This is a genomic window from Cellulosimicrobium sp. NPDC057862 (assembly GCF_042797035.1).
In the GTDB taxonomy this organism is placed as follows: Bacteria; Actinomycetota; Actinomycetes; order Actinomycetales; family Cellulomonadaceae; genus Cellulosimicrobium.
The window spans coordinates 1-22,464 of the sequence record NZ_JBHVMH010000011.1; the positions used below are offsets into that span (position 1 = coordinate 1).

The following is a 22,464-nucleotide window of genomic DNA, read 5'->3' on the forward strand; positions in this document are numbered from 1 at the left end:
CGAGGAACGAGCGGCGGATGGTAGACGCGGCACCACCACCCACCCCGCCCACCCAACGCAACCACCCGTCGTCGGGCCCAAGGCCCACGGTTCTACCTCGCGCAACCAAGGTTCTACCTCACGTGACCACGGTTCTACCTCGCGGAGCTAGGGCTCTACCTCGGCGAACCACGGCTCTCCCTCGGCGTGAGGTCAGGAGTGCGGGACCGTCGCCGTGATGAGGGTGCCGTCGTCGCGGCGGTTGCCGGAGAGGGCACGCAGGCTCGGGCGCCCGGGCTTCACCGGGCCCTGGCCGTCGAGCGCGACGCGCGTGACCTCGCCCGGGACGACCTTGACGCGCTCGCCGCGCACGGTGACCTGCGCGCCGTCACCGGTCTCGGCGTCGAGCTCGATCGCGTCGGGGAGCACGGTGACGCGCAGGCGCGACCCGTGCCACTGGACGCGGAACGTGAGCGACTCCCAGTCCTGGGGAAGGCGCGGGTCGAAGCTCAGCTCGCCGTCGGAGTCGCGCATGCCGCCGAACCCGCACGCGAGCGCGGACCACGTGCCGCCCGCGGAGGCGACGTGCACGCCGTCGGCCGCGTTGGCGTGGAGGTTGGCGAGGTCGACGAACAGCGACGACACGAAGTACTCGATCGCGAGCTCGTGGTAGCCGACCTCCGCCGCGACGATCGACTGCACGACGCCGGACAACGTCGAGTCGCCCGTGGTCAACGGGTCGTAGTACTCGAAGTCGGCGAGCTTCTCCTCCGCGGTGAAGTGCTGGCCCTGGAGGAACAGCGCGAGCACCACGTCGGCCTGCTTGAGCACCTGGTAGCGGTAGATGACGAGCGGGTGGTAGTGCAGCAGGAGCGGCCGCTTGTTCGCGGGCGTGTGCGCGAGGTCCCAGATCTCGCGCTCGAGGAAGTGCGAGTCCTGCGGGTGGATCCCGATGCTCTCGGCGTACGGGATCGACATGTGGTCGGCCGCACGGACCCACTCCGCGGCCTCGTACGCGCCGAGCCCGAGCCGGTCCACGAGCAGCGCGTAGTCCTCGGGGTGCTCGGCCTTCATGCGCTCGACGACGATCGCCGCCGCGCGGAGGTTGAACCGCGCCATGACGTTGGTGAAGAGGTTGTCGTTGACGACGGTCGTGTACTCGTCGGGGCCGGTCACGCCGTGGATGTGGAAGTTGTCGTCGCCGTTCGCGCGCCAGAACCCGAGGTCCTCCCACATGCGTGCGGTCTCGACCAGGATGTCCACGCCTTCGCGGCGCAGGAAGTCCACGTCGCCCGTCGCGCGCACGTACTGCACGAGCGCGTAGCTGACGTCGGCGTCGATGTGGTACTGCGCGGTGCCCGCCGCGTAGTAGGCGGACGCCTCCTCGCCGTTGATCGTGCGCCAGGGGAAGAGCGCGCCCTTCTGCGAGAGCTCCGCCGCGCGCCGCTTGGCGGCGTCGAGCATCTGGTAGCGGAAGCGCAGCGCGTTGCGGGCGTACCGGGGGCTCGTGTAGGTGAGGAAGGGGAGGACGTAGATCTCCGTGTCCCAGAAGTAGTGCCCGCTGTACCCGGAGCCGGTGAGCCCCTTGGCGGGGACGCCGTTGCCCTCGGCGCGCGCGGTCGCCTGGGCGAGCTGGAACAGGTTCCAGCGCACGGCCTGCTGGACGCCGGGCTGGCCGGGGACCTCGACGTCGGAGCGCGCCCAGAAGTCGTCGAGCCACTCGCGCTGGAGCGCGACCTGGCCCTCGACGCCGGTCTCGCGCGCGCGGTCGAGCGTGCGGCGGCAGCGGTCGACGAGCTCGCGCGACGGCACGCCGCGCGAGGTGTGGTACGCGACGAGCTTGGTGAGCCGGATGGGCCGGCCGGGCTCGGCGTGGACCCGGAACACGTGCTTGGCGAGGTCCTCGTCCACCTGCGTCCGGACGTCCCACTCGTTCTCGGTCTCGAGCAGGTCGTCCGCCGCGACGGCGAGCGTCATGCCCGAGTTCGTGGCGCGGTAGGAGAGCACGAGCCGCTCGTCGTCGCCCCACTGGGACTGCGGCTGGAGCACCCGACCGGAGAACTGGTCGGTCTTGCGCGGGTCGAACCCCTCGCCGAGCGACGCGGAGCGCACGTGGTACTCGTCCTGGCCGTCCTGGCGGTTGAGGATCTGCGACGAGATCGCCACGGGTGCCGCGGCGTCGAGCAGCGTGACCTCGAACGTCATGATCGCCAGGTGGCGCTCGACGAACGACACCATGCGCTCGGAGCGGATCTGCACGCGCTTGCCCGACGGCGTGCGCCACAGCAGCTCGCGGCGCAGGACTCCGTCGCGCAGGTCGAGCGACCGCTCGTAGTCGACGAGGTCCGCGACGGGCAGCAGGAGCGGCTCGTCGTCGACGTACAGCCGGATGACCTTCGCGTCGGGGACGTTGACGATGGTCTGCCCGACGCGCGCGAACCCGTACGCCTCCTCGGCGTGCCGGATCGACCAGGTCTCGTGGAACCCGTTGACGAACGTGCCGTGCGAGTGGGACTCGCGCCCCTCCTCGACGTTGCCGCGCATGCCGAGGTAGCCGTTCGCGACGGCGAAGAGCGTCTCGGTCACGCCGAGGTCCTCGGCGGAGAACTGCGACTCGACGAGCCGCCACGGCTCGGCCGGGAAGCGCAGCCGGTCCACGGTGCTCTGCTCGTCGGCGGTCTTGCGGATCACGCGCTCTCCTCGTCGGGTCGTGCGGTCGTGGTCGACGCCGCGGCGGCGCGCGGGCGGTCGAGGAGCGTCGCGTCCAGCTCGCCCAGGTCGGTGACGACGACGTCCGCCCCGTGGGCGCGCAGCGCGTCGGCTCCCACGCCCCGGTCGACGCCGAGCACGAGCCCGAAGTCCCCGGCGGCGCCGGCCTGGACGCCCGAGAGCGCGTCCTCCACGACGATCGCCTCCGCGGCCGGGACGCCGAGAAGCTCGGCCGCTCGCAGGTAGGTGTCGGGGGCCGGCTTGCCGGCGATGTGCTCGCGCGCCGCGACGTTCCCGTCGACGACGACCTCGAACCGGTCCGCGAGCCCGGCCGCGGCAAGGACCGCGGGCGTGTTGCGCGACGACGACACGACCGCGACCGCGGCCCCCGCCGCCGTCACGGCGTCGAGGAAGCGCACCGAGCCCGGGTAGGGCGCGATGCCCTCCTCGGCGAACATGCGGTTGACGATCTCGTCCTTGCGGTTCCCGAGCGCCGCGACGGTGTCCTCGCCGGGGGCGTCGGACGCGTCCCCGCGGGGCAGCTCGACGCCGCGCGACGCGAGGAACGTCGCGACGCCGTCGTACCGGGGCTTGCCGTCGATCGACGCGAAGTAGTCCGCGGCGGCGTACGGGGCGAGCCCGTGGGCCGCGCAGTAGGGCGCGAACAGGCGTTCCCAGGCGCGCATGTGGATCTCGGCGGTGGGCGTGAGGACGCCGTCGAGGTCGAACAGCACGGCTCGCAGCAAGGGCATGGGGGTCCTTCGCGGTGAGGGGACGGGTCGGCGCCGGGCCACGTCCGTGCCGTCCGGAGAGCCGGGGCGCGGCCGTCCGCACGTCGCCGTCGTGACCGCCGCGCGAGGTCAAGCGTACGCACGACGACCGGTCTGCGGGAAGCACCACCTAGTCGAGCCGAACACCCAACTATCTAACGTTGAGCTTCAGGACCCGGTCTCGAACCTGCCTTGCGGTGCATTCGGACTCAGGCGAATCAAGAAGCATGTCAACGACTGTCAACCCTGCCGACCCCACACATGTCTCCGCACCGATTCTTAACTCATCGATTGACGCCGAATGAACCCGAATTCCTGTAGCCAGTTCCAAGAACATGACCCCGAGAGCATAGAGATCGACCGCTGGTTCCCATCGAACCCCTGCGGGAGCCTGGTACCCATTAGTTCCAGAAACCGTGAGAACTGGAGCGCCGGCACGCGAAGCAATGTTGAAGTCAACCAGCACAGGTCCACGATTTGGCACGATTATCACGTTCTCTGGCTTGATGTCGCGGTGCACATAGCCATGCCTGGCCCGATCCCAACGGACCAGTTCTTCGCTGGTCAGTTCATCTCGAGCCTCAAGGACGCGCACCTCAGAAACGCGCGGATGCATTGAGTCTAGCGCATCGAGCATCAGCGCAAGCCAAGAACGCCAGTCTGCGAAACTAGGGCGAGAAGAAGGTGAGCAGTATCGAGAGGCGTCTACCCCGCCAAGGTACTCTGTCACGAGTGCGGGATGGCCATTTTCGGTACGTATTGCATCCAAGAACCGCACGATATTAGTGTGCTCAATCTCGCGCAAAACGTCCACTTCGCGCTGAAGCATTTCCAAGTTCGCACCACGAAACACCTTAATCGCCACTTCGGAGCCGGCCGACGTCGCGCGATAAACGTCGCCGCTCCCTCCCGATGCAATACACTCCGCGACCGACCATTTCCCTAGGCCGTCGCCTGGACCGTACATCACCTGCCCCCGACTCCGCTCAACCTCGCTCTTCTGGGCGATCATGCGCGAATGCAGTTGGCGCATGGCAAGGCTCTCTCCGTGCTGCGCAAGCAGACCATACGCTCGAAGACGAGCCACCTCGTTCGTCGAGATTTCTGCATACTCCCGGAATTCAAACACCCGGCCGTGGGCCAGAGAATTGAGGATCAAATGCTCGTCCGGGTGCTGCGCTTCCAAGGCGGCGAGCATTTGGTCGAGAAGGGGTGTGGCGCGCTGCGAGAACTGCGGGAGGACCGACGAGATTTGAGTCCTAGATACGTCCGCTAGTGTCTCTCGGGCCGGAGACGTTCGATGAATAGTCGATCCCAGCGCACGAAGAAGTGCAGGATGCCCGCCGCACTCTTCGATGGCGAGGCCGATTGCGTCTTCATGAAACGAGAGCCCGACCTGGCGACCCAGCACCCTTAGGAGATCGGCAGAATCCGCGTCGCTCAACGGCCCGACATACTCGACCTTGACGTAGTTGAACAACGGGTTGTCCTCGTCCAACACGAATCCATTCTCAACACATTCTGGACTTGTTCCGCCCAAAACTATTCGAAAGCGCCCTGGATGTTGCTGATCTAGGCCTCGTAATATTCTAAACACCCGCGTGAACTGCGTCTCCTTCGGTCGCTCGTATAGGCGCTCTATTTCGTCGATTAGAATGCATACTCTACGCTTGGACTTTGTGGCCAAGAGCCGCATGTCGTGGGCAAAATCCTCCCAGACTGAGCTCGGGTCAGCTAGTTCTGAAAAGGTTGCGTGTCGGCCCAGCATGCGAAATCCACCGAGGGCCCTGATTGCCTTATGAGACGCGTATATCGAGGACCCGAGCGACCAAAGGGTATACTCCGGAGCCAGACTGATTGCTGTGGACCACTGTAGATCCAGCCGCGCAACACTGACCTTTGAAGAATTCTGCAACTTATCCGCGAGTCGGTTAAGTAGGCTGGTCTTTCCGACTTTTCGAAGCCCGAAGAGTCCGATCTGGCTCCATCCGTTCTCGACTTCTCCTGCAAGCATGTCCACGAGCTCTCGCCGACCAAAAAAGTCGGCTGATCGAACAGCCGCACCGGCAACGTCGAACACGTCGCGCGCGTACAGGTGCTTTGCGAGAAGCGCCTGTAGCGGTTGTCGGACCAGATCGTCCAGAGAAATGTGAACCAGGGTGTGCTGCGAACCCGATTCCGCTTCAAGCGCGTTTCGCGACTTTGGATCGTATCGTGTCACGAGAATCGCAAAGTGCCGACTCAGGCGCGCACCGTGCTGTTCAATCGTCTTCGAGATTGCCTCGATGTCCCGCGCCTGGAACTGCCCAAACGTCGAGCACCAAAGGAGAACTTCACGGTCAAGGCCGAAGAGTCGTCGTGCCGTGGCCCCAGGCTTTAGGAATAGGCCAAAAGTATCCCCCGCTCGTAGCGACACGGAAGACTCATACGGGTGCGGGTCTAGAACGTACTCGATCGTAAAGTCGGATTTGCGCACTTGCTCTATCAGGAGCCCGCGCTTGCCCTTGCCAGTCATTGGCTCATCAAGAATTGCGAATCGTCGTAGATCCGCATCGCTCATCGGCATGAGCCCATGTTGCCATGTGCGCCTATCCGCGTCTGCAAGACGGGCACGTATTCACCCCCTGTGCTCAGGAGGAGGCAGCCTCGGCCAGCACCTCGGCGACGCGACCCAGGTTCGCGAGCAGCGCGCGGTGCTCGTCGGGGGTGCCCGCGACGCCGCGGCCCGGCCCGCCCGTGGCGCCGCGGGCGGCACCCAGCAGCGTGACGTCGTCGAGCGCGGCGAGCGGGAGCCCGATGCGGCGCCACGGCACGCTCACCGCGTCGGCGAGCTCGCCCAGCGCGGGCCCGGCGCACTGCGACACCTTCGCGGGCGGGAGCGCGGCCCACAGGCCGACGCCTCGCTCGACGGCACGGGCGACGGTCTCCCAGAGCCGCTCGTCCCACGCGCCGAGCGCGAGGCCGACGGCGTCCGCGCCCGCGAGCACGACGGGCGCCACGCCCACCCACGCGGGTCCCACGTGGACGACCGTCGACGCCGACGCGGCGCGCGCGGCGTCGAGCACGGGCCGCAGCCCGTCCACGAGGTCCGGGCCGGGGACCGCGCGCAGGCGCGAGTAGCCCGAGAACGACGGGAGCACGCCCGTCCCGACCTGGGCGAGCAGCGGCTCGTCGACCTGCACGACGACGTCCGCCCCGGGGACCTGCCGGCGCACCTGCGCGACGTGCTCCCCCACCGCCACGGCGAGCGCCTGCACGACCTCGCGCACCGCTCCCGGGTCGGACAGCACGCGGTCGCCGCGCGCGAGGTAGAGGTCGGCGGCGAGCGTCCACGGCCCGGTGACGGTCACGGCGAGCGGCCCCGAGTACCCCGTTCCCGCGATCGCGAGCGCCTCGAGGTCCTCGCGCAGGTACGCGTCGGCCCGGCGCAGGTCCGCACCCCCGTGGTCGGCGAGCTTCCACCCGTGGGGCCCCAGCTCGACGGGGAGGCCGGGCAGCAGCGCGGCGGTCCGCCCGGTCGCGTCCGCGCCGGGGCCCCGCCCCGGGAGCTGGACGAGGAAAGGGACCCCGCGCACGCCCGTGGGGACCTCGGCGAGATCACCGAGCACCGTGAGCTGCGCCTCCAGCACGTCCGCGCCCTCGCCGCCGGGCCACGGGCCGAGCCCGCTCACCGCGGTCACGCCGCACCTCCGCGCGAGCCCTCGACCCGGGCGCCGCCCGACCTCTCGTCACGAACCACGTGCCAACCACCTCTCTCCAGGAGCACACTGGGAAACCGAGCCGTGCCACGACCCCGCCGGGGTCCGGGGGCCGCGCGGCCGCCGAGCACGAGGGTGTGCGGAAGGGCTCCGACATGGGCACGCACGAGAACAAGGCCACGGCGGTCGCCGTGCACACGCGGGCGATCCCCGGCAACCACGGCGACGCGCTCGCGACGCTGCTGGCGCCCGGGTTCCGCAACCACGACACGTCGCCCGGCTGCGAGGGCGGCGCCGACGCCCTCCTCGCGACGATGCACTGGTACGACGAGGCCTTCGAGGACCAGCGCGTCGAGGTCCTGCACGCGGTCGCCGAGGGTGACCTCGTCGCGCTGCACGTCGAGCTCAGCGCGCGGCACACCGGGTTCTTCCGCGGCGTCGCCCCGACGGGCCGCCGCTTCCGGGTGCGCGAGATGCACGTGCTGCGGTTCGCCGAGGGCCAGGAGGCCGAGCACTGGTGCGTGCGCGACGAGTCCGCGCTCGTGCGCGCGCTGGCTCACCCCGCGCCCGTCGGCGTCGGCTGAGCGACCGGTCGCGCCGCGGCGCGGTAGGCCCGGTCCACCGTCGACTGACCGAGCACGCGCGGGCCGGCGTAGACGACGAGCGACTGCCCGGCGGCGACGCCCCGCAGCGGCGTCCCCGTGAGCTCGACCTCCATCGCGTCGCCGACGGCCCGGACCCGGGCCGCGACCGGGGCGCCGTGCGCGCGGACCTGCACCTCGACGTCGGCCTGCTCCCCCGCCGCCGGGCGCGCGTCGTCGAACCAGACCGCCGCGCCGGCCTCGATGCGGTCGACGCTCAGCAGCTCGGCCGGCCCGACGACCACGCGGTTGCTCGCAGGCTGCACGTCGAGCACGTACCGCGGACGACCGTCCGGCGCGGGGCGGTCGATGCCCAGGCCCTTGCGCTGACCGACCGTGTACGCGTACGCACCGTCGTGCTCGCCGAGCACCGTCCCCTCGGCGTCGACGATCTCGCCCGGCCGCGCGCCCAGGCGGTCGCGCAGGAACCCCTGGGTGTCGCCGTCGGCGACGAAGCAGATGTCGTACGAGTCGGGCTTCGCGGACACCGACAGCCCGCGTCGCGCCGCCTCGGCGCGCACCTCGTCCTTGGACGCGAAGTCCCCGAGGGGGAACATCGCGCGCGCGAGGCGCTCGGGACCCATGACCGCGAGGACGTACGACTGGTCCTTCGCGGTGTTCGGGGAGCGGTGCAGCTCGCGCACCGTGCGCACGCCGCCCGGGGCGGACACGTCGCCCTCCTCGCGCGTCACGACGCGCGCGTAGTGGCCGGTCGCGACGGCGTCGAAGCCGAGCGCCGTCGCCTTGTCGAGCAGCGCCTCGAACTTGATGTGCTCGTTGCAGCGCACGCACGGGTTGGGCGTGCGACCCGCCTCGTACTCCGCGAGGAAGTCCGCGACGACCGTGTCCTCGAACCGCTCCGAGAGGTCCCACACGTAGTACGGGATGCCGAGCACGTCGGCCGCGCGCCGCGCGTCCCCCGCGTCCTCGATCGAGCAGCACCCGCGCGAGCCGGTGCGGAACTGGTCGCGGTTGCGCGACAGCGCCATGTGGACGCCCACGACCTCGTGCCCCGCCTCGACCGCGAGCGCCGCGGCGACGGCGGAGTCGACGCCGCCCGACATGGCGGCGAGCACCCTCACGCGGCACCTCCCGCACGGCTGGGGACCGCGGTGCGGGTCGGGCCGGACGCGAGCCCCGCGGCCCGCGCGCGCTCGACGGCGGGGGGCAGGGCGTCGAGGAGGCGCGCCACGTCGTCGGGCGTGGACGTGACGCCGAGCGTGAACCGCAGGGCACCTCGCGCGTCGTGCTCGGGCACGCCCATGGCGAGCAGCACGTGCGACGGCTGCGGCACGCCGGCCTGGCACGCGGAGCCCGTCGAGGCCTGCACGCCGGCGGAGTCGAGCAGGTAGAGGAGCGAGTCACCCTCGGCACCGCGGAACGTGAAGTGCGCGTTGCCGGGCAGGCGGGCGGCGGCACGGTCGCCGGACCCCGGCTCGGGACCGCTGAGCACCGCGTCGGGGACGCGGTCGCGGACGCCCGCGACGAGCGCGTCCCGCAGGCCCCTCAGGTGGGCCGCGCGCTCCTCGCGGTGCGCGACGGCCTCGGCGACCGCGACGCCGAACGCGCGGATCGCGGGCGCGTCGAGCGTGCCGGAGCGCACGCCGCGCTCCTGGCCGCCGCCGTGCAGCACGGGGGTGAGCGGGGCGTCGCGGCGCGCGACGAGCGCGCCGACGCCGACGGGGCCGCCGAGCTTGTGCCCGGACACCGTCATCGCGTCGAGGCCGCTGGCCGCGAAGTCGACGGGGACCTGCCCGACCGCCTGGACCGCGTCGGAGTGCACCGGGATGCCGTGCGGGCGCGCGAGCTGCACGACCTCCTGCACGGGCTGGAGCGTGCCCACCTCGTTGTTCGCCCACATGACCGAGATCAGCGCGATCTCGTCCGCGTGCTCGGCGATCTCCGCGCGCAGCGCCGCGACGTCCACACGGCCGTCGCCGTCGACGGGAAGCAGGACGATCTCCGCGCCCGCGTGCTCCGCCATCCAGAACGCGGGGTCGAGCACCGCGTGGTGCTCGACCGCGGAGACGACGATGCGCCGCCGGCGGGGGTCGGTCGTGCGCCGCCCCCAGAACAGGCCCTTGATCGCGAGGTTGTCCGCCTCGGTGCCCCCTGCGGTGAACACGACCTCGCTCGGGCGTGCGCCGAGCGCCGCGGCGATCGACTCGCGCGCCTCCTCGACCGTGCGGCGGGCGGCGCGGCCCGCGGCGTGCAGCGACGACGGGTTGCCGGTGCGCGACAGCTCGTCGACGAACGCCTCGCGCGCCGCCGCGGACAGCGGCGTGGTCGCGGCGTGGTCGAGGTACGCGGCCGCCGCGGGGACAGGGCCGGATGGGTGGGTCACGGTCACCCAGTCTACGAACCGTCACGGCGTTCGCGGTCCGAGGGGTGGGCGGCGCTGGACATCCCGGCGAGAAGCGCTAGGTTGTGGGAGGTCTGCGCCCGGCCGTCGCCGGGCGCTCGTCCCGGTCGCAGGACCGCCGTCGCGCGCCACACGTCGCCGCGGGACGGAAACGTGCCGAGGACGAGACCGTCCAGCCACCGACAGGGGAAGTGGCATCTCGATGCCCGACGACGCCGCACCGCCCGCCGTCGAGGCCGCCGGGGACGTCCCGGTGGCCTCGGGCGGCGGCCGCCTGCTCTGGGGAGACCTGCCGCTCGCGCTGCGCGACGAGCTGGAGGCCGTCGCCGGCGGGCGGGTCGTGCAGGAGCGCTCGATCTCCGCCGGGTTCAGCCCCGGCCTGGCGTCCGTCCTCACGCTCGACGACGACACCCGCCTCTTCGTCAAGGCGGCCCGGACCGCGGACGAGCCCGTGGCGGCCAACCTCCACCGTGCCGAGGCGAAGATCGCGACCCGGCTGCCCCGCGAGGTGCCGGCCCCCCGCTTCGCGTGGGGCCACGGGGACGGCGACTGGATCGCGCTCGCCTTCGACGTCGTCGACGGGCACGTGCCCACGACGCCCTGGGACCCCGACGAGCTCGACCGGGTCCTGACCACGCTCGTCCGCGTCGCGGCCGTCCCGGGCGCCCGCGCGATGCGCCTGCCGCCGACCGGGCCCGACTTCGCCGGGATGGCGACCGGGTGGCGCGCGCTCCGTGCGGACCCCGACCCGCGCCTGCCCGCGGTCGCGCCCTGGGCGGCCACGCACCTCGACGCGCTCGCGGAGGCCGAGCGCGGGGCGCTCGTGGCGTGCGAGGGCGAGTCGTTCGTGCACGGCGACCTGCGCGCCGACAACGTCCTGCTCACGCCGGAGAAGGTCTACCTCGTCGACTGGCCGCACGCGTCGCGCGGCGCGGCCTGGCTCGACCTCGCGATGTTCCTGCCCAGCGTCGTCATGCAGGGCGTCGTGGACGTCTGCGAGCCGGTCACGGTGAGCGCCGACGCGGCCCGCCGCGCGCGCGGCGGCGCGTGGGCGGCGTCGACCTTCGCCGCGCACCCCCTCGGGCGCGACGTGCACCCTGCGGACCTGCGCTCGGTCGTCGCCGGGATCGCGGGCTACTTCCTGCACTCCGCCCGCAAGCCCGCCGTCCCGACGATCCCCCGCCTGCGCGCGTTCCAGCGCGCCCAGGGCGTCGCGGCCGTTGCCTGGCTGGAGCACCTCGGCCTCTGAGAGTCCCTTCCGCGGACGAGGAAGGGGCCCGGCGCCGTCGCGGCGCCGGACCCCTCCGCGGGTCAGGAGACGTCAGTCGCGCCAGACCTGGACGACGGACGGGCGCGGCCCCGCGAAGGCACCCGTCGGCACCGGGGCTCCCGGCGTCAGGTAGTCGGGGAAGTACGACGCCTGGGCGTCGAACGACCCGTCCTCGCCCGGGTGCTGGACCGCGACGTAGACCATGCGGTCCGTCGAGTCCACGAGGGGCCCGCACGTCTCGGCGCCGCGCGGCACCGAGAGGAACTGCTCGACACGGCCGCGCTCGCGGCCGTCGAGCGTGACCTTGAACAGCCCGTCGCACTTCTGGATCGTGCTCGGCTGGCCGTCGGTCGAGATCCAGAGGTTGCCCTCGGCGTCGAACGCGAGGTTGTCCGGGCAGGAGATCGGGGAGACCTTCTCCTTCGGGTAGCCCGAGAAGTAGGTGGAGGTGTTCGTGGCGGGGTCGCCCGCGACGAGCAGCAGGTTCCAGCGGAACGTCAGCGACGCGGCGTCGTCGCGGTCCTCGACGATCTCCACGACGTGCCCGTCGCGGTTGGTGTTGCGCGGGTTCGGCTCGGTCGCGGCCTCGACCGCCGCGGGCCCGCGCGACGTGTTGTTGGTGCACGCGACGTAGACGCGACCCGTGACCGGGTTGGGCTCGACGTCCTCGGGGCGGTCCATCTTCGTCGCCCCGACCTGGTCCGCGGCGACGCGCGTGTAGACGAGCACCTCCTGAAGGCTCATGCCCGGGACGGCGCTGCGCCCGTCCACGACGAGCGGGACCCACTCACCGCGGCCGTCGAACGCGCCGTCGGACGGCACCGCGCCCGACCCGTCGATCTCGGACGCGGGCGAGTCGCCGCGGAACCGCGCGACGTACAGCGACCCCTCGGTGAGCAGCGTCTTGTTGTGACGGCGCGCCGCCTCGCTGTTCCCCGGGCGCATCGTGCGCGACGAGACGAACTTGTACACGTAGTCGAAGCGCTCGTCGTCACCCATGTACGCGACCGCGTTCCCGCGGCGCGAGAGGATCACGTTGGCGCCCTCGTGCTTGAAGCGACCGAGCGCGGTGTGCTTCACCGGCGGCTCGTCGGGGGCGTACGGGTCGATCTCGACGATCCAGCCGAAGCGGTTGGGCTCGTTCTCGTACCCGGGGTTGCGGGCGTCGAAGCGCGGGTCGTCGAGCTCCCAGCCGTAGCCCGTCGCGGCGTCGCGCAGCCCGTAGCGCGCGTCGTGGCCCGCGCCCGACGTGCGGAAGTAGCCGTTGTAGTTCTCCTCGCCCGACAGCACGGTGCCCCACGGCGTCGTGCCGCCCGCGCAGTTGTTCAGCGTGCCGAGCACGCGCGTGCCCGACGGGTCCGCGACGGTCCGGACGAGGTCCGAGCCGGCCGCGGGTCCGGTGAGGCGGAACTCGGTCGTCATGTGCACGCGGCGGTTGTACCGGCTGTCGGCGACGTAGTCCCAGGGCGTGCCCGTCCGACGGCGGCGCACCTCGACCACGGACATGCCGTGGGCGGCACGCTCGATCGCGCGGCGGGTCGCGGCGTCGTACGAGGCGTCGAACATGATCGCGGGGTTCGTGTACTCGTGGTTGGCGACGAGGAGGCCGCGCGTGCCGCGGCCCGGACCCTTGCCCCGGCCCTGCGCGCCGGCGAGGGCGTGCTGGCGCTCGAACGGCAGGATGTCGAGGTAGTCGTTGTTGTAGCCGAACTGCCGCGCCTGGGCCTCGGGCGTCTGGCGCGCGACGTCGAACGGCTGGGCACCGCGCAAGATCGGGTCGCCCCAGCGGATCACCGGGCGCCACCGGTAGCCCTCGGGCACGACGAACGCGTCGCGTGCGGCGGGCTGGGGCGAGATCGCGCCGAAGGCCAGGCCCTTCTGCGGGCGGCCTCCGCCGTGACCGCCGCCGTGGGCGGGCAGCGCCTGGGCCGCGGCGGGCGGGGCACCGACGGTCTGCGCGCCGAGCACGACGGCCGCGGCGCCGACCGCGAGCCCGCCCAGCAGCGCGCGGCGCGACATCGCGCCCGCGACCACGTCGCGGAACGTCTCGTTGGCGCTCTCGTTGGGGACCGGGTGCGAGCACGCGTCCGCGCACTTCAGCCGGCAGGTGACGGGGCTCCGCTTGCCGCGGGCGTGCGGCGCGACGGAGAGCAGGGGGCGATGCTCGGGGGCAGGCGTGATCGTCATCGGTCGTCTCCACAGGTCGGGGGGCTTCCCCGTCACCGGGGAGTCGGCCCGACGCTAGGAACGGTCGATGACCGGCCGGCCACCACCCGGAGGACACCGGGTGAATTCTCGGCACCGGCTGTCCGCCCCCTGAGCCGTGTCCCGGAGGCGCACGGGACACGGTGGTCCTGGGACGCGCGTCCCGACCTCGTGTGCATGGAGCGCGTCGTCCCGGTCTCCCGCGCCGAGCCGCGGCGGCGGGAGACCGCACCCACCGGGCCTCCGGGGCCCTAGCCCTGGGACGCCCGGTGCTCGCGCAGGACCTCGGCCGCCTGCGGAAGCACGTCCGCGAGGTCGCCGACGACCGCGAAGTCCGAGATCTCGAACAGCGGGCACTCCGGGTCGTTGTTCACCGCGACGATGACCTGCGACGCCTGCATGCCGCCCCGGTGGTGCGGGGCGCCAGAGATGCCCGCGCCGATGTACAGCCGCGGAGCGACGGTCACGCCCGTCTGCCCGACGAACTGGTCGTGCCAGCCCTCGTAGACGGCGTCGCGCGTCGCGCCCACGGCCGCGCCGAGCGCGTCGGCGAGCTCGGTGACGGGACCGAAGTCGCCGTTGGTGCCGCGGCCTCCGGCGACGACGATCGCGGCCTCGCCGAGCGCCGGGCGCCCCGCGCCGGCCGCCTCGTCGACCGTGCGGGACACGACGCGCGCCGCGGTCGCGGCAGGCGAGAGCTCGAGGCGCAGCGCGCCGACCTCGGTCGCCACGGCGGCCTCCGCGGGCTGCGGGACGACGGAGTTCGCCCGCAGGGTGAGCACGGCGGGGTCGGTGACGATCTCGCTGCGCACGTCCCAGGACCCCGCGAACACGCGCTTGTCCGCGACGAGGTGCGTGCCGCCGTCGGTCAGCGCGGACGCGTCGACGACGAGGCCCGCCTCGGTGAGGAACGCGAGGCGCGCGGCGGCCTCCTTGTTCGGGAAGGAGGACGTGAGCAGGACGGCGTCCGCGTCGGACGCGCGCGTCGCGGCGGCGAGGACCTCGGCCACGACGGGCGTCAGGTGCAGCGCGTCACCGGTCACGACCTCGCCGCCCGACGACGGCTCGGCCTGGCGCACGAGCGCGACGCCGTAGGCGCCGAGCTGGGCGAGCACGTCGACGCTCGGCGCCTCCAGGGCGACGGCCTCGACGCGCCCGAGCGCGCGGCCGACGGTGATCAGCTCCAGCACGGGCGAGCGCAGCTCGGTGCCGGCGGAGTCGAGGAGGACGAGGACGGTACGGGTCCCGGGGGTGCTCATGTGCGGACGCCTCTCAGACCAGGTCGTTGCGGATGAGGAACTCGGCCAGGGCGCGCCCGCCCTCGCCCTTGTCGACGACGATCTCGGCGTCGGGACGCGGCGGGCGGGGCAACGCGTCGGTCACGCGGGATCGGGCACCGGCGTCGCCGACGAGCGCCGGGTCGACGCCGAGGTCGGCGAGGCTCCACGCCTCCACCGGCCGCGTGCGCGCCGCCATGATGAGCTTGAAGTTGGGCATGCGCGGGTCGTTCGCGTGGTCCGTCACGGACACCACGGCCGGGAGCGGCGCCTCGAGGACCTCCTCGACGCCGTCGAGCTCGCGCGTCACGCGCGCGGTGCGCGCGCCCGGCTCGCCGTCGACCTCGAGCTTCCCCGCCAGCGTGAGCTGCGGCAGGTCGAGCTCCGCGGACAGGAGCGCGGGGACGACCGAGCCGAGCCCGTCGAGCGCGGCCATGCCCGTGACGACGACGTCCACCGGGGCCTCGTCCGCGAGACGGCGCACCGCGGCGGCGAGCACGCGCGCGGTGCCGAAGTAGTCGGAGCCCGCGACAGCCTCGTCGCTCACGCGCACGCCGCGGTCCGCGCCGAGCTGGTACGAGCGGCGCACCGCGCCGTCGGCGTCTGGCCCGGCCACCGTGAGGACGATCACCTCGCTGGTCTCGCGCTCCGCCTCCGGCAGCGCCTCCTTGAGGCGCAGCGCGGCCTCGACCGCGTTCTCGTCGAGCTCGTTGAGCGTCCCCTCGTCGGCCCGGCGCACGACGCGCCCGCCCTCGAAGCCCCGGTCCGCATGGATGTCCGGGACGTACTTCACGGCGACGACGATCCGCATCGGCTGCTCTCCCTGTGCACTGGGCGGTCGGCCGGAGAGGTTCCCGGCCCGCTCCGGGAAGCCTACCGGCGGGCGGCGGGAGGGGTCGGTGACACCCGCCACAATGGACGGGTGCACGTGCCCCCCGACCCGAGCCCCGTCTCCCCCGCCACCCGCGAGCCCGCGCTCCCGGCCGCGCCGGGACGCGCCGACCGGCACGCCCTCGTGCCGCCGCTCGGCGTGCGCGTCGCGGGCGACGGCGTGGACGTCGCCGTCCTCGCGTCGCACGCGACCGCCGTCGAGCTGTGCCTCGTGGACGTCGTCGACGAGGCGCTGCCCGCCCACGACCCGGCCCGCTACCGCGAGCGCCGCGTCGCGCTCGCCGGGCCGGCGTACGGCGTCTGGCACGCCCACGTCCCCGGAGTCCGACCCGGGCAGCGCTACGGGTTCCGCGTGCACGGCCCGTGGGAACCCGCCGCCGGGCTGCGCCACAACCCCGCGAAGCTGCTCGTCGACCCGTACGCGCGCGGCCTCGTGGGCGAGCTGGTCGACGACCCGGCGATCCACGGCCAGGTCGGGAGCGACCCGTACGGCCCGGCGGACGCGCGCGACTCGCTGCCGTTCGTGCCGCACGCGGTGGTCGTGGCCGAGCCGACGGGGGCCCTCGCGCCCCGGCCGCGCGTCCCGTGGCGCGACACGGTCGTCTACGAGGCGCACGTCCGCGGCCTCACGCAGCGGCTCGAGGCCCTGCCCGAGCACCTGCGCGGCACGTACGCGGGCGTCGCGCACCCGGTGACGATCGAGCACCTGCGGTCGCTCGGCGTGACGACCGTCGAGCTCCTGCCCGTGCACGCGAACGTGCCCGAGCCGCACCTGCTCGCGAGCGGCAGGACGAACTACTGGGGCTATTCGACGCTCGGGTTCTTCGCGCCCCACGCCGCGTACGCGACGCCCGCAGCGCAGGAAGCCGGCCCCGGCGCGGTCCTCGACGAGGTGCGCGGCATGGTCCACCTGCTGCACGAGGCGGGGATCGAGGTGCTGCTCGACGTCGTGCACAACCACACGTGCGAGGGCGGGGCGGACGGCTACCACCTGTCGTGGCGCGGCCTCGACAACGCCGGGTACTACCTGCACGACGGCGGCTCGCCCGCGCGCCTCGCCGACGTCACCGGGACGGGCAACTCGCTGGACTTCCGGCGCCCCGCCGTCGTGCGGGCGGCGCTGGACTCGCTGCGGTACTGGGCGGACGTCGTGGGGGTCGACGGGTTCCGGTTCGACCTCGCGGTCACGCTCGGGCGCGGGAGCGCCGGGTTCGACCCGGACCACCCGTTCCTCGTCGCGCTCCAGACCGACCCGGTGCTGTGCGGGCTCAAGCTCGTCGCGGAGCCGTGGGACGTGGGGCCCGGCGGCTGGCGGACCGGCCAGTTCCCGCCGCCGCTGGCGGAGTGGAACGACCGGTTCCGCGACGCGGCGCGGCAGTTCTGGCTCGCCGACGCGCGCGAGGCGTCGCACGGGCGGCCCGGCCACGGCGTGCGCGACCTCGCGACCCGGCTCGCGGGGTCGGCCGACCTGTTCGGCCACTCCGACCCGCCGCTGCTGCGGGGGCCCGTCGCCTCGGTGAGCTACGTGACCGCGCACGACGGGTTCACGCTCGCCGACCTCGTCGCGTACGACCACAAGCACAACCTCGCGAACGGCGAGGACAACCGCGACGGGACCGACGACAACCGGTCCTGGAACCACGGTCTCGAGGGTCCGGTCGTGGCCCCGGACGCACGGACGGGCGCCGGCGCCGGGCTCGACGCGCTCGGGCTCGGAGTCGAGATCGCGCCCCTGCGCCGTCGGTCGATCCGCAACCTCCTCGCGACGCTCGTCCTCGCCGCCGGCACCCCGATGCTCACCGCGGGCGACGAGATGGGCCGGACGCAGCGCGGCAACAACAACGCCTACGTGCAGGACGACGCGACGTCCTGGGTGTCGTGGGACCTCTCGCCGTGGCGCGAGGACCTGCTCGCGACGGCGCGGTACCTGCTCGCCCTGCGGCGCGAGCACCCCGCGCTGCGCCCCGACGTGTTCTACACCGGCCGCCCGCGGCCCGCCGACGCCCCGACCGCCGGGGCACGAGGCCTGGGGAGCGAGGTGGGCGTGCCCGACCTCGTGTGGTTCGACGCCGACGGCGAGCTCCTCGACCACTCCGCCTGGCACGACCCCGCCGTCCGGACGCTCCAGATGTTGCGCACCGCCCCGGAGCCCGGCGACGCCGACGTGCTCGTCGTCCTCGCCGGCGCGCTCGACCCCGTCGACGTCACCCTCCCGGGCGTGCGCGCGGCCTCGCGCGGCGACGCCGAGCGCTGGGACCTGGCGTGGGACTCGGACTGGGAGCACCCCGAGGACCGGGACCGCGCGAACGGCGACGGCACCGCCCGCGCGGGCGACGTCGTCGGGCTCGAGGCCCTGAGCCTGCGCGTCTACGTCTCCACCCCGCCGAGGTAGAGGCCCGGTCGCACGAGGTAGACGCGTGGTCGCACACGACCACCGGGCCTGCCGGGGGCTGGACACGTGCTCTACTCTTCCCGCATGAGTGACAGCGCGGTCGACTCCTCCGTCAGCTCCTCCACGATCGAGGACCCCGAGGTCGTCGTCGTGGGGGCCGGGCTCGCCGGGCTCGTCGCGGCGACCGAGCTCACCGCGGCCGGGCGACGCGTCGTCCTGCTCGACCAGGAGCCGGCCGCGAGCCTCGGCGGCCAGGCGTGGTGGTCGTTCGGCGGGCTGTTCCTCGTCGGCTCGCCCGAGCAGCGGCGCATGGGCGTCACCGACTCCGCCGAGCTCGCGTTCGACGACTGGCTCGGGTCCGCGCGGTTCGCGCCCGGCGCGGACCGCGGCGAGGGCCCCGACCGCCACGGGTACGCCTGGGCGCACGGCTTCGTCGACTTCGCCGCGGGCGAGATGCGCGGCTGGCTGCACGACAAGGGCGTGCGGTGGTTCCCGCTCGTGCAGTGGGCCGAGCGCGGCGGGTACCCGGTGACGTCGGGCGCCGACGGGACGGCCGCCGGAGGGCACGGCAACTCCGTCCCGCGCTTCCACGTCACGTGGGGCACCGGGCCGGCGATCCTCGAGCCGTTCGTGCGCGCGGCGCTCGACGCGCGCGCCGCCGGGCTGCTCGACCTGCGGTTCCGGCACCGCGTCACGTCGCTCGTCGTGACGGACGGCGCGGTGACGGGCGTGCGCGCCGAGGTCCTCGCGCCGTCGGACGTCGAGCGCGGCGCGCCGTCGTCGCGCGACGTCGTCGGCGAGGTGGAGATCGCGGCGAGCGCCGTCGTCGTGACGTCGGGCGGGATCGGCGCGAACCACGAGCTCGTCCGCTCCCGCTGGCCGCAGGCAGCAGGTCACCTGCCGTCCCGCATGCTCTCCGGTGTCCCCGACTCGACCGACGGGCTCATGATCGGCGTCGCCGCCGACGCGGGCGCCGCGCTCGTGCACGAGGACCGCATGTGGCACTACCCCGAGGGCATCGCGAACCACTCCCCCGTCTGGACCGACCACGGCATCCGCATCTTGCCCGGCCCGAGCTCGCTGTGGCTCGACGCCGACGGCAACCGGCTGCCCGCCCCGCTGTTCCCCGGGTTCGACGCGCTCGGCGCGCTCCAGCACGTCGCCGAGCGCGGCGACGACCACTCCTGGTTCGTGCTCAACAAGGCGATCATGGAGTCCGAGTTCGCGCTGTCGGGGTCGGAGCAGAACCCCGACCTCACCGGCAAGGACGTCCGGCTGCTCGCGCAGCGTGTCCTGCCCGGCGCCGTCGGGCCCGTGGCGCGGTTCGCGGAGCAGTCGCCCGAGTTCGTGTGGGCCGACACGCCCGAAGAGCTCGCGGTCGGGATGAACGCGCTCGTGGACGCGACCCCGGGATCGCGCGGCCACGTCGACGGGGAGGCCCTCGCGCGCATCGTCCACCTGCGCGACGAGCAGGTCCGCACCGGTCTCGGCAAGGACCCGCAGGTGGTCGCCACGGCGATGGCGCGGCGCTACCGCGTCGACCGGCTCATCCGCGTCTCGCCCCCGCGCCCGCTCACCACGCCCAAGGACGGGCCGCTGCTCGCCGTCCGCCTGTCCGTGCTCACGCGCAAGACGCTCGGCGGGCTGTGGACCGACACGTCCGCGCGCGTGCTGCGCCAGGACGGCTCGGTGCTGCCCGGGCTCTGGGCGGCGGGCGAGGCCGCCGGGTTCGGTGGCGGCGGCGTGCACGGCCACCGGGCGCTCGAGGGCACGTTCCTCGGGGGCTGCCTCTACTCCGGCCGTGTCGCGGGTCGTGCCCTCGCCGCCGAGCTCGGCTGACACGCGCGAGGCTGGGGACCGGTCACGGACGGCAGGCCGACGGCGTCCGTCACGCGCGGTGTCGCGGCCGGTAGGGTCACCGAGCATGAGCGTGCACGACGACGCGTCCCCGCCCGGGCGACTCGGCCCCACCCCGGGCACGGGAAGCGCCGGGCACGAGCCTCCCCCGCCACCCGTCGTCGAACGGCTCGGCGCGGAACCGGAGGCTGACGCGCCCGACGTCGCCGCGTGCGAGCGCGTCTTCCGCCGCAACGGGCTCCCGCTGCTGGTCGAGGGGCACTCCGTGGACCGTGACGTGTTCGGGCGGTCGGCGCCGTTCCTGCTCGTCGTGCTGCTCGCCGAGCTGAGCGGCGCGATCCGGTCCGGGTGGCCCGCCTGGGCCAACGCGCTCGCGCTCGTAGGGGGCGCCGCGATCGTCGCGGCCGCGTACGCCGGCCTCAACGTGCTCCGCGGCCGCGCGTGGTCGACCCTCCCCCAGTCGGTCGGCGTGCCCGAGCTCGCGTTCTTCGTCCTCGTGCCCGCGCTGCTGCCCCTCGTGTTCGGCGGGCAGTGGGACGAGGCACTGCTCACGGTGGCGGGCAACCTGGTCCTGCTCGGGGCCGTGCGCGTCGTGGTCGGGTACGGGGTGCTCTCGTCGCTGTGGTGGGGCCTCGCGCGCGTGGTCGACGAGCTCGGCGCGTCGCTCCTGCGCCTCGTGCGGCTGCTACCGCTCCTGCTCGTCTTCTCGCTCGTGCTGTTCTACAACGCCGAGGTGTGGCAGGTCTTCGACCGCACCCACGGCGTCGCGGACATCGTGCTCGGTGCGTTCTTCGCCCTGCTCGTCGTGGTCTTCGTCGGCCTGCGCGTTCCTGGGGAGGCGCGCGAGGCGCTCGCGGAGACCGTCGCCGACATGCCGGAGCACGAGCGCGCCGCCCGCTTCACCCCGCGGCAACGCGCGAACCTCGCCGCGATGATCGCGACGAGCCAGCTGCTCCAGGTGCTCGTCGTGAGCCTCGGGATGGGCTTGTTCTTCATGGCGCTCGGCACGCTCACCGTGACGCCGGAGGTCATGGCGCTCTGGGACGTCGACGGCGGCACGTGGGAGCGTTCGTTCTCGCTCGCGGGCGGGGGTGGCGTCGGCGGCGCGCACCTCGTCGTCACGCAGACCCTCCTGCGCGTCTCGGTCGCGATCGCGACGTTCACCGGTCTGTACTACGCGATCTCCGTCCAGGTCGACGCCGTCTACCGCGAGGAGTTCGTCGACGGGATCCAGACTCAGCTCGCCGACGTCGTCCGCACCCGCTCCCGCTACCTCGCCCTCCTGGACACACCCGCGAGGTAGAGCCCCCGGTCGCGAGGTAGAGGTCGCGGAGCTCTACCTCGCGGCAGGAGCCTCTATCTCGCGGCGCGTCGCGCGAGCGCTGCCCGGATCCGATGGAGGAGAACGTCAGGTTCGGCGAGGTCGTTCCACGTCACCCGCAGCACGAGCCAACCGGCTTCCACCAGCGCGTCGTGGCGAGCCTTCTCCGCGAGCAGGCGGCCTCGCGGGTCGCCGTACTCGCCGCCGGAGTACTTGACGGCTCCGTCGAACTCCACCGCGACACGGTGCGCCATCCATGCGAGGTCCAGCCGATACGTGCCCCGCCAGGTGGTCACGGTGAGGTTCGGCTCAGGGTGCGGGAGGCCGGCGTCGACCACCAACCAGCGGACCAGGCTCTCGCCCGGCGACTCCGAGCGCGCATCTGCCTCGGCGAGCACTCGGCGCGCACGCCGGACGCCCCGCCCGCCGACGGCCGCTCTCAGAACCGCCTCGACCTTCCGGACGTCAGCCCCCGCGCGAAGCCCTGAGTCCGCGACCACGATGCCGGCCGCCGGGCTGAGAGAGCGGGCGCAGTCGACGATCGTGCGCTCCAGAGAGGTGACCGGGAGGCCGTCGAGCTCGCAACGGTCGCGCTCGGGCAGCGCCGTCCAGTGCCTGCGGAGCCCTGGGTCGGTCCGGCGCACCGACGGGTTCCCGAGCTGCGTCACGTGGACCTCGTCCGCGAGGCGCCAGGTCCACAGGCCGTGCAGGACGGCGGCGGTCGAGTGGCTGAACCAATAGTCCGTCGTCAACCGTCCAGCGAGCGCCACGGAACGCGCGACGACGGCCTCGCGCCGACGCTGGGCCAGCGAGGCCGCCGGGTCCGGCGGGGCCGCGTAGACGCCCTGACGCACCCGGACGAGGGTGCCACGACGGACGCCCGCCACGATCTCCACGCGCCGCTCCGCCGAGAACCGGACCACCGACGGCAACGGCGTGCCGGCACGCGCGTCGTCGTCCCGCCCCGGCGGGCGGCGTGCGTTCCGGGGACGGTTCACCGTCCGACGCGTCTGTTCGACCTCGTGCTCGTCCGCGCTCATGCGCACACCCTGGCCGAGCGCGCCGGCGTCAGCCAGAGGAGGGCGAGAGCCT

The 22,464-nt window shown here is 73.1% G+C and carries 15 protein-coding genes; 5 read left to right on the plus strand and 10 right to left on the minus strand.

From position 1 onward, the window contains the following. Positions 1-192: 192 nt before the first annotated feature. The 4 genes from ACFVN3_RS14115 to ACFVN3_RS14130 all read right to left on the minus strand — a co-directional run bounded on the left by ACFVN3_RS14115 (position 193) and on the right by ACFVN3_RS14130 (position 7,138). A complete protein-coding gene (locus ACFVN3_RS14115) occupies positions 193-2,670 on the minus strand; it encodes a glycoside hydrolase family 65 protein (protein ID WP_378233520.1) in 2,478 nt (825 codons plus the stop codon). Beyond that, positions 2,667-3,440, minus strand: a complete 774-nt coding sequence (locus ACFVN3_RS14120) for an HAD family hydrolase (protein WP_378233522.1) — start codon at positions 3,438-3,440, stop codon at positions 2,667-2,669. Before ACFVN3_RS14120 ends, ACFVN3_RS14115 begins: the two co-directional genes overlap by 4 nt. Before the next feature lie 169 nt (positions 3,441-3,609). After that, complete coding sequence (locus tag ACFVN3_RS14125) at positions 3,610-6,024, minus strand: phosphotransferase (RefSeq protein WP_378233523.1); 2,415 nt, start codon at positions 6,022-6,024, stop codon at positions 3,610-3,612. Between the two features lie 64 nt (positions 6,025-6,088). Further along, complete coding sequence (locus tag ACFVN3_RS14130) at positions 6,089-7,138, minus strand: hypothetical protein (RefSeq protein WP_378233524.1); 1,050 nt, start codon at positions 7,136-7,138, stop codon at positions 6,089-6,091. 173 nt (positions 7,139-7,311) lie between these two features. On the opposite strand from ACFVN3_RS14130, the gene ACFVN3_RS14135 reads away from it, so the two are divergent. After that, positions 7,312-7,740, plus strand: coding sequence for an ester cyclase (locus tag ACFVN3_RS14135; RefSeq protein WP_378217038.1), 429 nt, complete (start codon positions 7,312-7,314; stop codon positions 7,738-7,740). Here the strand turns inward: ACFVN3_RS14135 and mnmA are convergent. Both mnmA and ACFVN3_RS14145 read right to left on the minus strand, forming a co-directional pair. Further along, the gene (gene mnmA / locus ACFVN3_RS14140) at positions 7,713-8,879 is read right to left on the minus strand and encodes a tRNA 2-thiouridine(34) synthase MnmA (protein WP_378233525.1); all 1,167 of its coding nucleotides are present in this window, start codon (positions 8,877-8,879) and stop codon (positions 7,713-7,715) included. The two genes, ACFVN3_RS14135 and mnmA, sit on opposite strands and share 28 nt — an antisense overlap. After that, positions 8,876-10,147 (minus strand): cysteine desulfurase family protein, encoded by a 1,272-nt coding sequence (locus ACFVN3_RS14145; protein WP_378233526.1) that lies wholly within the window; start codon positions 10,145-10,147, stop codon positions 8,876-8,878. The genes mnmA and ACFVN3_RS14145 overlap by 4 nt, the downstream gene beginning before the upstream one ends. Positions 10,148-10,361: 214 nt before the next feature. Between ACFVN3_RS14145 and ACFVN3_RS14150 the strand changes: the two genes are divergently transcribed. Further along, positions 10,362-11,408 (plus strand): aminoglycoside phosphotransferase family protein, encoded by a 1,047-nt coding sequence (locus tag ACFVN3_RS14150; protein WP_378233528.1) that lies wholly within the window; start codon positions 10,362-10,364, stop codon positions 11,406-11,408. A 72-nt stretch (positions 11,409-11,480) separates the two neighbouring features. Here ACFVN3_RS14150 and ACFVN3_RS14155 read toward each other — a convergent pair whose 3' ends face one another. From ACFVN3_RS14155 to ACFVN3_RS14165, 3 genes are all read right to left on the minus strand, one after another. Continuing rightward, positions 11,481-13,616: a PhoX family protein gene (locus ACFVN3_RS14155; protein WP_378233529.1), complete on the minus strand. Its 2,136-nt coding sequence runs from the start codon at positions 13,614-13,616 to the stop codon at positions 11,481-11,483. Positions 13,617-13,885: 269 nt separating this feature from the next. Further along, positions 13,886-14,893, minus strand: a complete 1,008-nt coding sequence (locus ACFVN3_RS14160) for an electron transfer flavoprotein subunit alpha/FixB family protein (RefSeq protein ID WP_378233530.1) — start codon at positions 14,891-14,893, stop codon at positions 13,886-13,888. A gap of 13 nt (positions 14,894-14,906) precedes the next feature. After that, a complete protein-coding gene (locus ACFVN3_RS14165; RefSeq protein WP_378233531.1) occupies positions 14,907-15,722 on the minus strand; it encodes an electron transfer flavoprotein subunit beta/FixA family protein in 816 nt (271 codons plus the stop codon). 111 nt (positions 15,723-15,833) lie between these two features. Here ACFVN3_RS14165 and glgX point away from each other — a divergent pair, with 111 nt between their 5' ends. The 3 genes from glgX (at position 15,834) to ACFVN3_RS14180 (ending at position 21,354) form a co-directional block, all read left to right on the plus strand. Further along, the gene (gene glgX / locus ACFVN3_RS14170; protein WP_378233532.1) at positions 15,834-18,194 is read left to right on the plus strand and encodes a glycogen debranching protein GlgX; all 2,361 of its coding nucleotides are present in this window, start codon (positions 15,834-15,836) and stop codon (positions 18,192-18,194) included. Positions 18,195-18,278: 84 nt separating this feature from the next. Then, entirely contained in the window at positions 18,279-20,033 is a 1,755-nt protein-coding gene (locus ACFVN3_RS14175) for an FAD-binding dehydrogenase (protein ID WP_378233533.1), read from the plus strand. Positions 20,034-20,118: 85 nt separating this feature from the next. Continuing rightward, positions 20,119-21,354 carry a hypothetical protein gene (locus tag ACFVN3_RS14180; RefSeq protein ID WP_378233536.1) on the plus strand — a complete coding sequence of 412 codons (1,236 nt, stop codon included), beginning with the start codon at positions 20,119-20,121 and terminating at the stop codon, positions 21,352-21,354. Between the two features lie 53 nt (positions 21,355-21,407). Here ACFVN3_RS14180 and ACFVN3_RS14185 read toward each other — a convergent pair whose 3' ends face one another. Continuing rightward, positions 21,408-22,412, minus strand: a complete 1,005-nt coding sequence (locus ACFVN3_RS14185; protein ID WP_378233537.1) for a hypothetical protein — start codon at positions 22,410-22,412, stop codon at positions 21,408-21,410. Positions 22,413-22,464 lie beyond the last annotated feature (52 nt).